Annotated in this window: 8 protein-coding genes; 6 read left to right on the forward strand and 2 right to left on the reverse strand. The window is 70.7% G+C overall.

Translation table 11 applies throughout. The features are described 5' to 3' along the window. The first annotated feature begins 22 nt into the window (after positions 1-22). Genes ACUYTF_RS07755 through nusA form a run of 5 tightly spaced genes read left to right on the forward strand, consistent with a single transcriptional unit; the run spans position 23 to position 8,652 of the window. Entirely contained in the window at positions 23-328 is a 306-nt protein-coding gene (locus ACUYTF_RS07755) for a hypothetical protein (RefSeq protein WP_434144337.1), read from the forward strand. Beyond that, entirely contained in the window at positions 325-2,403 is a 2,079-nt protein-coding gene (locus ACUYTF_RS07760) for an alpha/beta hydrolase (protein WP_434144335.1), read from the forward strand. The genes ACUYTF_RS07755 and ACUYTF_RS07760 overlap by 4 nt, the downstream gene beginning before the upstream one ends. Then, positions 2,400-3,044: a hypothetical protein gene (locus ACUYTF_RS07765; RefSeq protein WP_434144334.1), complete on the forward strand. Its 645-nt coding sequence runs from the start codon at positions 2,400-2,402 to the stop codon at positions 3,042-3,044. Before ACUYTF_RS07760 ends, ACUYTF_RS07765 begins: the two co-directional genes overlap by 4 nt. Beyond that, positions 3,041-7,630: an FtsK/SpoIIIE domain-containing protein gene (locus tag ACUYTF_RS07770; protein WP_434144332.1), complete on the forward strand. Its 4,590-nt coding sequence runs from the start codon at positions 3,041-3,043 to the stop codon at positions 7,628-7,630. The genes ACUYTF_RS07765 and ACUYTF_RS07770 overlap by 4 nt, the downstream gene beginning before the upstream one ends. A gap of 26 nt (positions 7,631-7,656) precedes the next feature. Continuing rightward, positions 7,657-8,652 (forward strand): transcription termination factor NusA, encoded by a 996-nt coding sequence (gene nusA, locus ACUYTF_RS07775; protein WP_434144331.1) that lies wholly within the window; start codon positions 7,657-7,659, stop codon positions 8,650-8,652. A 339-nt stretch (positions 8,653-8,991) separates the two neighbouring features. On the opposite strand, the gene ACUYTF_RS07780 is transcribed toward nusA, so the two are convergent. Continuing rightward, positions 8,992-10,338, reverse strand: a complete 1,347-nt coding sequence (locus ACUYTF_RS07780) for a family 4 glycosyl hydrolase (RefSeq protein ID WP_449279570.1) — start codon at positions 10,336-10,338, stop codon at positions 8,992-8,994. Further along, on the reverse strand, positions 10,335-11,129 hold the full coding sequence (locus tag ACUYTF_RS07785; RefSeq protein ID WP_449279571.1) for a DeoR/GlpR family DNA-binding transcription regulator: 795 nt from the start codon (positions 11,127-11,129) through the stop codon (positions 10,335-10,337). Before ACUYTF_RS07785 ends, ACUYTF_RS07780 begins: the two co-directional genes overlap by 4 nt. A gap of 71 nt (positions 11,130-11,200) precedes the next feature. Here ACUYTF_RS07785 and ACUYTF_RS07790 point away from each other — a divergent pair, with 71 nt between their 5' ends. After that, the gene (locus ACUYTF_RS07790) at positions 11,201-12,361 is read left to right on the forward strand and encodes a PfkB family carbohydrate kinase (protein WP_434144325.1); all 1,161 of its coding nucleotides are present in this window, start codon (positions 11,201-11,203) and stop codon (positions 12,359-12,361) included. Positions 12,362-12,395: the final 34 nt, after the last annotated feature.

Below are 12,395 nucleotides of genomic sequence, written 5' to 3' on the forward strand. Positions count from 1 at the left end.
GCCGGAGGGAGGTGCTGCGGGCATGGCCGGACTACTGCTCATCGATGCGGCGATCGAAGACGCCATCGGGCATATCGTCGCCGCCGAACACGAGATGCTGGTCGGCCGGAACTCCCGGCCGACGGGCGGCTTCGAGAGTCTGACCGGCATCGCCGCCGAGGTCGACGTATTCCTACGCGGCGTGCACGTCGGTCGGGCCGCCCTCGCCGATGCGGCGAAGACGACGGGGCGGGGGCTGCGCACGCTGCTGCACGAGATGTCATCGCTCGATGCCGCGCACGCCTCGGCGCTCGATGCGGGGTTCGCCGTACCGGGGCGCGAGGCATGAGGGTTCCGGCGAATCATGCGGCGGTGCTGCCCGGCGGGACGCCCGTCGCGGGCGACCCCGCTTCGATCGAGCAGGCGGCGGCGTTCACCGCCGAAGCGGCCGAGAGCTGCGTCTCGTACGGCACGGCGCTGCTGCTCGCTTCCACCCGCCTCAGCGAGACCGCGGGCGCCGCCGTCGCGGCGCATCGTGCGAAGCTCGACACGGTGCTGCAGGAGGGCGCGACGAAGATGCGGCGGAGCGCCGAGGAGGCGCGGCGCGGTTTCACCGCCTACGCCGCCGAGGTCGAACGCATCCACCGGCAGGCGCAGGCCGTGCAGCAGTCGGTCGACGACCACCTCGGTACGATTCGTGCCGAGGCCGCGACGGTCAGCGGCATCGCCGCCCAGATCGGTCACCCGCTCGGCGCCGAATGGGATGCGCCGCCTTCGCCCGCGATGCCGGAGCCGGTGCTCGACGCCGACCGCACGACCGGTATGGATGCGGCTGAGCTCGCAGCGGTGCGGCGTACCGTCGCGGCATCTCACGAGGAGACGTGGCGCCGAGCGGTGGTGTCCTGGGACGCGGCGGCCGAAGCGATCCGGCTCGATTCGAGGGTCTGGGCGTCGCTCATCGAGGAGCGGGAGCGTGCGGAGCGCGCACTGCTCGGAGCGCTGCGCGGGTCGACTCTGGGGCAGCTCATCAGCGTCGGGTCGGTGGCCGGCGGCCCCGGCGCGAAGTTCGCGGTCGCGCACGGCATCGCGGGCGAGCTGCGCGGCCGCGCGGCGGCCACCGTTCCCGTGGTCGCGCAGCACCCCGATCTCGCCGGTCTGCTCCCCGAGGGCGACGGATCGCGGGTCTGGGACGCGCCGCCCGCCCCGGAGGCCGCCGCCGCGTGGTGGGCCGCCCTGGACGAGGCCGCACGCGGGCGCCTCATCCGGGAAGCGCCCTGGGTGATCGGCAATCTGCCCGGGCTGCCGTTCGCCGCGCGCGACCTGGCGAACCGGCGCTCGCTCGAGCTCGCCTCGCAGAGCCCGGCCCAGCTGTCGCCTCAGCAGCTGCGGGCCGCGGCGGCGGTGCAGGAGGTGCTCAGACGCGAAGCTGCTCAGATCGACAGATACGGCATCGGTCGGCCTCCGGTACAGGTCGTCGCGCTGCACTTCGCAGGCGACGTGCCGATGGTCGCCCTGGGCTACGGCGATGCCGATAGTGCGAGCCATGTAGCGTGGGCGGTACCCGGCATGAAGAGCGATGCGCATCTCGCGATCGAGAGCTGGGACGAGGCCTCCCGCAACCTCCACGAGGCGCAGCGCAAGCGTCAGGCCGATTCGGGAACCGGTTCGGTGATCGCGTGGCTCGGCTACGACACCCCCGACATCCCGTTCCCGAACCTCATCGGCGCCGACAGCGTGCTCAGCCCGGAGGCCGCGCGGGTCGGCGCCCGCCGGCTCGCCGCGGAGCTCGACGGCGGCCACGCGGCGAGGGCAGCGGGGGTCGCGGGCCTGCCCTTCACCGGGGTACTCGCCCACTCCTACGGCACGACGACGGCGACGATCGCGCTGACGCTCGTCGGGCAGCCGGTCGACACGCTCACGCTCATCGCCTCCGCCGGGCTCGACCAGGGCACCGTGCCCGACTACGGCGCGCTGCGCGTGAACGAGTTCGCCCCCGGTCAGCGCGCCGTCTTCACCACCCACGCGAGCGACGACCGCCTCGCGCCGAGCGGGGCGGGGCTCTCGCTGCGCGGCCAGCCGAACCCCGGGGCGGTGGGCGTGCTCGGCCTCGAGCACCTCAGCCCCGTGTACGGCGGCGGGCTCGCCTTCTCGTCCGACGGCGACGGCGAGCGCGGCCTGCTCGCGACCGACGGGCACTCGATCATCGGCGACCGGAAATCGCGCGACCCGTTCGGCATGTTCGCCTCGTACCGGCACGGCTACCTCGACCCCGACACGCAGTCACTCGACAGCATCGCGCAGATCACCACCGGCGCAGTCGGCGAGCATCTGGCGGCCGCATTCGCGCGCACCGAGCGCGCCTGCGTCGGCGTCCGGGCCGGGGTCATCGGGGGAGTGCGTCTGGAGAGATCGGAGTGCGGATGAATATCGGAGCGAGGGCGAGGCGGTCGATGCTCGTCGCGGCCGCGACGGTGTGCGCGGCAGCGACGCTGCCCGCATGCGTGAACGAACGGCCGATCGTGTCGTCGGAGGGAGGAACGTCGACTATGACGCTGGCGGAGCAGCGCGCGTGGGTCGCCGAGATGTTCGACGTCGGGGTCGCCGCGAGCGGCGTGCCCGACGGCTGGGTCGATCTCTACTGGACGGATGTGCTGTGGGCGGCTGACCGCCCCGACGACCGCGAGCTGCTCGTCGGCGCTTGGCTGCCGGACAAGTGCGGCGGCGGAGGAGGTCACGTGAGCTCGACGCTGCTGAACAGTACTTCAGTAGATCGTGCTGCAGCGGTGGGACGCGTACGCGCCTACTTCGCGGGCGAGGGGCTGCCGGTGCGCGATCTCTACGACACGCACCAGGACACGGAGCCGTACATCATCGTCGAGATCCCGGGTGAGGGCACGTTCTCGATGCAGGCGAACGTCAACGGCATGAGCATGTCCGTGCGGGCGGAATGCTCGACGCACAGCGGCATCATGGAGTGGGACACGCACCCCGACGACCCGGGCAATCCGTTCCAGGACGAGCTCGATCGCCGCAGAGACGACCTCGGGGCGGGCGATACTGGATGAAGCTCCGGCTCTCGATCGTGCTGCCGCACGGCGGCACGCACGACATCGTGCTGTCGTGCGATGCCACCACGACCGTCGCCGACATCGCCCGGAGCCTGATCGAGGCAGGATTCGGTGCGGACCCGCGCCTCGCGATGATCGCGGAGCGGCGCCTCGCGCCCGTGACGCTTCGCGCTGCGGCCGCCCCGGGGCGGCCTCCCGTGCTGCTCGACCCGATGGCGGTCATCGCCGAATCCGGTCTGCACTCGGGCTCCGTGGTGCAGCCCGTCGCGGAGTTCGCGAGCACCGGGCGCGCGGAGCGGCTCGTCGCAGCGGCCGGCTACGCGGAGGTGCTCACCGGAGCGCAGCAGGGCGTCGTCTTCAGCCTGATCGCCGGGAGCAACCTCATCGGGCGCGACCCGGCGTGCCGGGTGCACCTGATCGATCGCAGCGTCTCGCGGCAGCACGCGGAGGTGCTCTTCGATTCGGACGGACGCGGCCGGATCGTCGACCTGGACTCCGCGAACGGCGTCGTGCACGACGGCGCCCGCAGCGGCAGGGTCCGCGTCATCGGCCAGACGGTGATCCGCCTCGGCGGCATCGGCCTTCGCATCACCCCGGGGCCCGCGATGCTCGCTGCCGAGGGGCATCCGCATCGCGTCCTGCACACCCGACCCCCGCGGGTCGCGCCGCGCTTCCCATCGTCCGAGCGAGAGCTCCCCGCGCCGCCCGCACCGCGGCAGCCCTCGCGCATCCCGCTGCTCGCGATGATCGCTCCGATGCTGATGGGCGGAGCCCACTACGCCGTGACGCGCTCGCCGATGAGCCTCACGATGGTGGCGTTCACGCCGCTGATGATGATCGGATCGTGGCTCGATGGGAAGTTCGGCGGCGGGCGAGGGCGCAGACGCGAGATCCGGCGCTTCGCCGACGCGCTGCGCGCCGAGCAGCACGAGCTGAGCGAGCTCCGTACCCGAGAAACCGAGATGCGTGCGCAGGAATCACCGTCGTTGGGGGAGGTGCAGTCCTCCATCGAACGGCGCGACGAAGGGTTGTGGAACCGGCGGCCCGAGCATCGCTCCTTCCTCGAGGTACGGTTCGGCGCGGGCGCGCTGCCGAGCCGCACCCGCGTCATCGTGCCGGAGCGCAGCGGCGGACCCGACCCGCACTGGGAAACGCTGCGACGAACGGCCGAGGAGTTCGCCGCCGTTTCGCCAGTTCCGGTCACCGACAACCTCGACCGCTGCGGCTCGATTGGAGTGGCCGGCCCGAGCTACTGGGCGGAAGGGGCGGCGGCGGCCCTGGTGCTGCAGCTGGCCGGGCTGCATTCGCCCCACGAACTCTTCATCGCCGCGTTCGCGGGGGAGCGGCACACCCCTGCATGGTCGTGGCTCAAGTGGCTGCCGCACGTCGACCCGGTCGCGAGCCCGCTCCCGGTCTGGCCGCTCGCCGATACGCCGGCCTCGTCGACGCGCCTGCTCGCCGCGCTCGAAGGGCTGCTCGCGCTGCGGAGCGCATCGGGCGGGCACGGTACGATCCGCTCGCATCTCGACGAGCGACTCGATCGGACCGACTCGGGGCACGCATCGGTCGCGCGTCTCCCCGCGCTGCCCGTCATCGTGGTCCTCGTGCTCGAAGACGGCGGTGGAGACCCGGCGAGACTGATCGAGATCGCGGAGAACGGCCCCGACCGCGGCATCCACGTCATCTGGGTCGCGCCCGATCGGAGCGGGCTTCCCGCGGCCTGCCGCACCTTCATGGAGATCGGCCCCGGACACGCGACCGTGCATTACGTGCGCTCGGCGCGGTCGGTGGAGCTCACTGCCCACGAGCACATCGATGCCGCCGTCGCGCAGAGCATCGCCCGGAGTCTCGCGCCGGTCGAAGACGTCGCCGCGCGCGAGCTCGACGAGAGCGATCTGCCGCGAAGCGTGCAGCTCTGCGATCTGTTCGAAGACGACCCTCGTACCGGAGCCGCGGCGATCGCTCGGGCATGGGAGCGGAGCGGATCGCGCATCGCGCAGTGGGTACGGGGACGCGAACGCGCTCCCGTGTCGCTCGCGGCGACCGTCGGTCAGAGCACTGCCGGCCCGATGGTCGTCGACCTGCGCGAGGAAGGGCCGCACGCGCTCATCGGCGGCACGACGGGGTCGGGCAAGTCCGAGTTCTTGCAGAGCTGGATCATGAGCATGGCAGCGCGGGTCAGCCCCGAGCGCCTCACTTTCCTGCTCGTCGACTACAAGGGCGGCGCGGCATTTGCCGAATGCGTCGACCTGCCGCACACGGTCGGGCTCGTCACCGACCTGACCCCGCATCTCGTGCGTCGCGCGCTCGCCTCGCTGCGCGCCGAGCTCCGGCACCGGGAGGCGCTGCTCGCCGCTCACGGTGCGAAGGATCTCGCGACTCTGGAACGCGCATCCGACGTCGCGGCCCCGCCCCTGCTCGTCATCGCGATCGACGAGTTCGCCGCACTCGCGACCGACGCCCCGGAGTTCGTTGACGGCGTCATCGACATCGCGCAGCGCGGCCGGTCGCTCGGCCTGCACCTCATCATGGCGACCCAGCGCCCCGCCGGCGTCATCACCGACAACCTGCGCGCCAATACGAACCTCCGCATCGCCCTGCGCATGGCCGACGCAGCCGACAGCCTCGACGTCATCGGCACGACGGACGCCGCGTTCTTCGCAGCGGATGAACCGGGGCGCGGTGCGCTCCGGGCGGGGCCGGGCCGTCTCGCCCACTTCCAGACGGGCTACCTCGGCGGGCGCGGCACGGAGGGGCGGCGAACAGCCGGGATCGAGATGCGCACTCTGGCCTTTGAGGTCGGCGAACCCTGGAACCGCCCGGCGGAGCCGAGCCCCGGGCCTGCGCGGCAGCTGCGGCCGCGGGACATCGAGCGGGTGCGAGACAGCATCGTCGACGCCGCCGAGCGGTGGGGTATTCCGGCGCCGCGCCGCCCCTGGCTCGCCGAACTGCCCGACCTGCTGCTCCTCGACAGCGTCGAACGAGCGGAGCCCGGGCCCCGACAAGGCATCGCTGTCGGTCTCTGCGACGACCCCGCGGCCCAGGCGCAGTACCCGCTGCGCATCGACTTCGCCGAGGCCGGCAACATCTCGATCATCGGTGCGAGCGGCACCGGGAAGACGAGTGCGCTCCTCACGGTCGCCGCCGCGCTCGCCGCAGAGACGGCGGCGGACCCGGTGCAGCTCTTCGCGATCGACGCTGCAGGCGGGGCGCTCGGCGCGGTCGATGCGCTCCCGGTCACGGCCGCGGTCGCTCCGCTGAACGACACGGAGCTCGTGGACCGGGTGCTCAGGCACGTGAGCGGCATCATCGCCGACCGGGGTCCGCGCTTCGCGGCGAGGCGCGCGGGCGACCTCGCCGCGTTCCGTGCGTCGGAGACGGGAACGCGTGAACCGCGCATCGTCCTTCTGATCGACGGCTTCGCCGCATTCCGGCAGAGCGGCGAGGCGCTCGGTACGGCGCGCGACCCCCTGGGAGCGCTCGGCGAGATCATGCAGCAGGGCCGTGCGGTCGGCGTGCACGTCGTGCTGACCTGCGATCGGCCGGCCGCGATTCCCGCGGTGCTGAGCGCGAGCCTGCAGCAGCAGTTCGTGCTGCGTCTCGCGGGCCCGCTCGACTACGGTGCGCTCGGGGTCGATGCGGAAGTGCTGCAGGACGCGCCTCCGGGCCGCGCGCTTCGCACCGGCGATGCACGGGAGTCGCAATTCGCGCTCGTCGGAGCCGACGGCCTCGCCGGCCAGGTGGTAGGCCTCGAAACCCTTGCCGCCGAGCTGCAGGCGCGCGGGGTATCGCGCGCGCCACGGGTGCGCAATCCACCGCAGCGGGTGATGCTCGAGACGCTCCCCGCTCAGGCCGACAGACGTCCGGTATACGGCATCGACGTGCTCGATCTGGCACCGGTCGCGCTCCCGTTTCAGGGTCTGGCTGTCATCGCCGGGCCGAGTGGCGCCGGAGTCTCGCAGGCGGCGCGCAGCTGCGCCGCGGCCGTGCAACGCGCCGCCGCCGACCACGGCACCACCACCGTCACCGTGCTGCTGACGTTCGACCCCGATGGACTCAGGCGTACCGGGAGTTGGTCGCGCATCGCGATAGGGGCGTCCGCCGTGGCGGAGTGCGCCGAGTCGCTGTGCGCTGATCTCGACGGGGCGACCGGAGACCGCCGGGTGATCGTCGTCGAACGGCCGGCCGGAGCAGCCGACACGGTCGCGCTGCCGAGACTCGTCGCCCTCGCGAAGGCAGCCCGCCGATCCGAGACGCTGGTGATCTTCGAATTCGAGCCGGGCACGGGAGCAGGTATCTGGGATCTCTACCAGGCGCTCAAACAGCCGCGATGGGGGCTGTCGCTGCAGCCCGACCGGGCCGAATCGCAGAGCCCGTTCCGCGAAGACCTGGGGCGGGTGCGGCGGGCCGACTTCGCCCCGGGGCGCGGCTTCGCGATCGAGAACGGGCGAACGGTGCGCGTGCAGGTCGCGTTCACCGACGAGACCGTGCCACCCGAACCTGAGACGGCGGTGAATGGACGTGCTCGGAGAGCTGGGATAAAATCGAAGCTTGATCCGTTTTTCGGGTCGACAGCTGAATAGACATTTCAATACCCCGAGGAGTCACCGTGAAGATCGATCTTGCCATGCTGCGAGGGCTTGAGCGCGAGAAGGAGATCCCCTTCGAGGAGCTCGCCGAAATCATCGAGCAGGCCATCCGTACCGCGTACGTGCGTCACGCCGAGAACCAGAAGCTTCCGGTGCCGCCCGAGTCGCAGGTGCGCGCCACGCTCGACCGCAAGACCGGTGAAGTCTCGGTGCTCGTGCCCGAGACCGACGAAGACGGCGCCGTCATCGGCGAGGCGTACGTGACGATGGACGAGTTCGGCCGCGTCGCCTCGAGCGCCGCGAAGCAGGTCATCAATCAGCGCCTGCGCGACCTCTCGGATGACGCAGTGCTCGGCGTCTTCAAGGACAAGGAAGGCCAGATCGTCTCGGGCGTCGTGCAGCAGGGCCCGAACCCGCGCATGGTGCACATCGATCTCGGCGAGCTCGAGGCGGTTCTGCCCCCCGAGGAGCAGGTGCCGGGCGAGGACTACGCGCACGGCACGCGCCTGCGGGTCTACGTGACGAGCGTCTCGAAGGGCACGAAGGGCCCGCAGGTCATCGTGTCGCGCACTCACCCCGGTCTCGTGCGCAAGCTGTTCGAGCGCGAGGTGCCCGAGCTCGGCGAGGGGCTCGTCGAGATCGTGTCGCTCGCACGCGAGGCTGGCCACCGCACGAAGGTCGCGGTGCGCGCGAAGCAGTCGGGCATCAATGCCAAGGGCACCTGCATCGGCGAGATGGGCAGCCGCGTGCGCGCCGTCATGAGCGAGCTCGGCGAAGAGAAGATCGACATCGTCGACTACTCGTCCGAGCTGCCGAAGTTCGTGGCGAACGCGCTGTCGCCCGCGAAGGTGACCGATGTGTTCATGCTGAACGAGTCGCTCAAGCAGGTGCGCGCGCTCGTCCCCGATTTCCAGCTGTCGCTCGCCATCGGCAAGGAGGGGCAGAACGCGCGCCTCGCCGCCAAGCTGACGGGCGCGAAGATCGACATCCAGCCAGACTCAATCATGAATGATTGAGTCGGATGTCGATCTTCGCGCATCCTGCGGAGCGCCCGCAGGCGCGACGCGGGATGTCCGGATTGTCGACATCCAGCCAGACTCAATCATGAATGATTGAGTCGGATGTCGATCTTCGCGCATCCTGCGGAGCGCCCGCAGGCGCGACGCGGGATGTCCGGATTGTCGACATCCAGCCGGCGCCGATCGCTTGTGAGAAACAGCATGGCTGTTTCGCGCGATCGGCGGCGACGCCACTGCGTCGCATCATGAATGATTGAGCCTGCACAGCGCACGGCCCCCGGAGCAACTCGAATACTCCGGGGGCCGTGCGCGTCTGCGGCCGGCTGCCGGTAGCGACTAATCAAAGACCGCCCGCACTCCGGGGATGCGCTCGCGATACGCGTCGAACAGCTGACGCGCGACCGCGACGGAGTCGACGAGCGGGTGCGCCGCGATGCCTCGCCACGCGAGGCGGGCGTCCCGGTGCAGGGACGCCTCGAGTGTGAGCTGCTCGGCGGCCTTCACCTGCTGCATGAGTCCGAGCATATCGCCGGCGACCTCGGCGACCCGCTGGGGGTGTACGCCTGCTGCGTCGACTCTGCACGGCACTTCGATCACTGCTTCGTCGGGGAGACCCGCGACGTTGCCTCGGTTGCCGACGTTCAGGATCATCGTCGCGGGCGAGCCGCCTGACAGCGCGGTCATGAGTTCGATCGCGACTCGCTGGTAGCCTCCGTCCTCGACGTCCTCGCTCAGGCGGGCGTCGCGATCCGCTTCAGCGCGGCTCTCGGCCATGTAGCTGAACTCGCGGTCGCGCAGCGCGGCCTGCCACATCTCGAGCGTTTCGGCGGGCCCGGCGCCGCGCGATTCGGCGTAGAAGCGATCCTGCTGGCGCTTGAGGTACTCGCCCCGGGTCTCGGTTCCGGAACGGATGCGCGCGGTCGCCTCGCGGGTGAAGTAGTAGTAGTAGAGGTACTCGTTCGGCAGGGCGCCGATGGTGCGGATCCAGTCGAAGCCCATGAGGCGCGCTTCCTCGATGCCGGTGAGTGAATCGTCCGATGCGAGTATCCCGGGGAGCCGATCGACTCCGTCGACGCTGAGGCTGCGGAGCCAGCCGAGGTGGTTCAGTCCGACGTAGTCGAACTCGACGCGGTCCGGTGCCGCGCCGGCGGCGCGAGTGGCGCGGCGCATCAGGCCGATCGGGGTGTCGCAGATGCCGATGACCCGGTCGCCGAGGATGCGCCGCATGGTCTCGGTGACGAGGCCGGCGGGGTTCGTGAAGTTGATGAGCCAGGCTTCGGGGGCGAGATCGCGCACGCGTTCGGCGAGGCGGGTCACGACGGGAACGGTGCGCAGGGCGTAGGCGAGCCCGCCCGGTCCGACGGTCTCCTGCCCGAGCACGCCGAGGTCGAGCGCGGTCCGTTCGTCGGCGATTCGGCCGTCGATGCCGCCGATGCGTATGGCCGAGAAGATGAAGTTGGCTCCGGTGACGGCGGCATCGAGGTCGGTGCCGGTCGTGACTCTGGGGGGTCGTGCGAGGCCGGGGGCCAGATGGTCGAGAATCTTGCGGATCGTATCGAGGCGCTCCGGCTGCACATCGTGCAGGTGCAGGTCGGTGACCCGGATGGGGGCGAGTTCGTCGCCGAGCGCGGAGAAGAGCTGGGGGATGCGGAAGCCGCCCCCGCCGATGACTGTCAGCTTCATGCGTAGATGACCTCGATTCCCAGGTCCGAGAGGGTGGACAGTGTGGCGGCGTCGGACCGCTTGGACGCCACGAGCGTATGTATGGAACCCGGCTCGCAGACCGAGAGGAGGCCGGTACCGGGGAACTTGGTCTCGTCGGCGACGAGCACCACGCGGGCCGCCGAAGCGATGATCGCGCGCTTCGCGGGGACTTCGACGACGGTGGTATCGAGCACGGTTCCGTCGGGCGCGATGCCGGAGGTGCCGACGAATGCGATGGTGGCGCGCAGATGCTGGAGCCCCATCTCGGTGATCGGGCCGACGAGGGAGTGGTAGGAGCGACGGAGGGTGCCGCCGAGGAGTACGAGCTCGACGGAGGGGTCGTCGCGGAGCTCGTCGAGGACGGCGAGGCTCGCGGTGACGACGGTCACCGCGCGGCCGCGCAGCTGTCGGGCAATGAGCGAGGTGGTGGTGCCGATGTCGAGGATCACGATGTCGCCGTCGGCGACGAGTTCGGCTGCGCGGCGGGCGACGTCGCCCTTCGACGAGTGCGAGGTCAGCGCGACCTCCTGGAAGGGGCGCTCTTCGGCTTCTTCGAACGGTGCCTCGGTCGGGGGGCGAGGGATCGCCCGGCCGCCGCCGCGCACGCGGAGCAGACGCCCCTGCGCGTCGAGTGCGGCGAGGTCGCGGCGGATTGTCGCGGTGCTCACATCGAGCCAGTCCGAGAGGTCCTGCACCGAGGCCTCGCCGACGTCAGCCACCCTTGACAGGATTCTGGCGTGACGAGTGTCGGCGAGCATGCTCCACATCATAACGCGCAGTTTCGATCACGATCAAGCAAAAGTGCTTGAACTTGATCATTTGTGCGTGATAATGTCCAGGCATGCCAGGCTCCGATGACGTCCGCATGAACGCTGCCGCCAGCGCGCCCGCAGCGACCTCGAGCGAGCCGCTCAGCGGGGTCGAACCGCTCGATCTGTTCCTCGCGGGTCCGCTGTTCTTCGACATCGTGTTCACCGGGCTGCACGACGAGCCGCAGCCGGGTACCGAGGTCATGGCCGACGGCATGGGATCCCTGCCGGGCGGGGTCGCGAACATGGCGGTGGCGGCGGCTCGGCTCGGCCTGCGCACCGGCCTCGCCGCGGGGTTCGGCGATGACGCCTACGGGCTCTGGAACTGGTCTGCGCTCGGGGAGCGGGAGGGCATCGACCTCAGCCGGTCCCGGGTCATCGACGGGTGGCACTCCTCGGTGACCGTCTCGCTCAACATGCACGGCGACCGGAGCATGATCACGCACGCCGACCGGATGCCGTTGGCGCTCGAGGAGCTCATCGGCGGTGAACGGCCCGCCGCCCGGGCCTACTTCGTCGATCTCGGCGACACCGTCGAGGACGCCGCGGCGAGTGGCGGGGGCGAGCCGTGGTGGGATGCGGCGCGCGGCACCGACACGCTGATCTTCGCCGATCTCGGCTGGGACGGCTCCGGCACCTGGAACCAGCAGCGGCTCGAGAAGCTCGACGGCTGCCACGCATTCCTCCCGAACCATGTGGAGGCGATGGCCTACACGCGCACGGATTCACCCGAGGCCGCGGTGCGCAAGCTCGGGGAGCTGGTGCCGCTCGCCGTCGTGACGATGGGCGGGGACGGCGCGATCGCGATCGACGGTTCGACCGGCGAGGAGGCCCGGGTGCCCAGCATCCCCACGCGGATGCTGGATGCGACCGGTGCCGGCGATGTCTTCGCAGCGGCGATGATCACCGGAACACTGCGCGCGTGGCCGCTCATCGACCGTTTGAACTTCGCGACCCTCTGCGCAGGGCTCGCGGTGCAGAACTTCGGCGGCTCGCTCGGGTCGCCGGGCTGGGGCGAACTCTACGACTGGCGGGCCCAGGCCCTCGCCGCGTCGCAGCACGACGAAGCCGCCGAAGCGCTCGCGCGCCGCTTCGACTTCATCGACTGCGTGATGAAGCCCGGGGCCGGCGCGGCCAAGCGGGCGCGGGCGACCATCGAGTTCGCCGATGTGAATCGGCCGAGCGGGAACTGACCATGCCACGAGACGGATCGATCATCACGAAGGA

Source organism: Leucobacter sp. GX0328 (genome assembly GCF_053567315.1).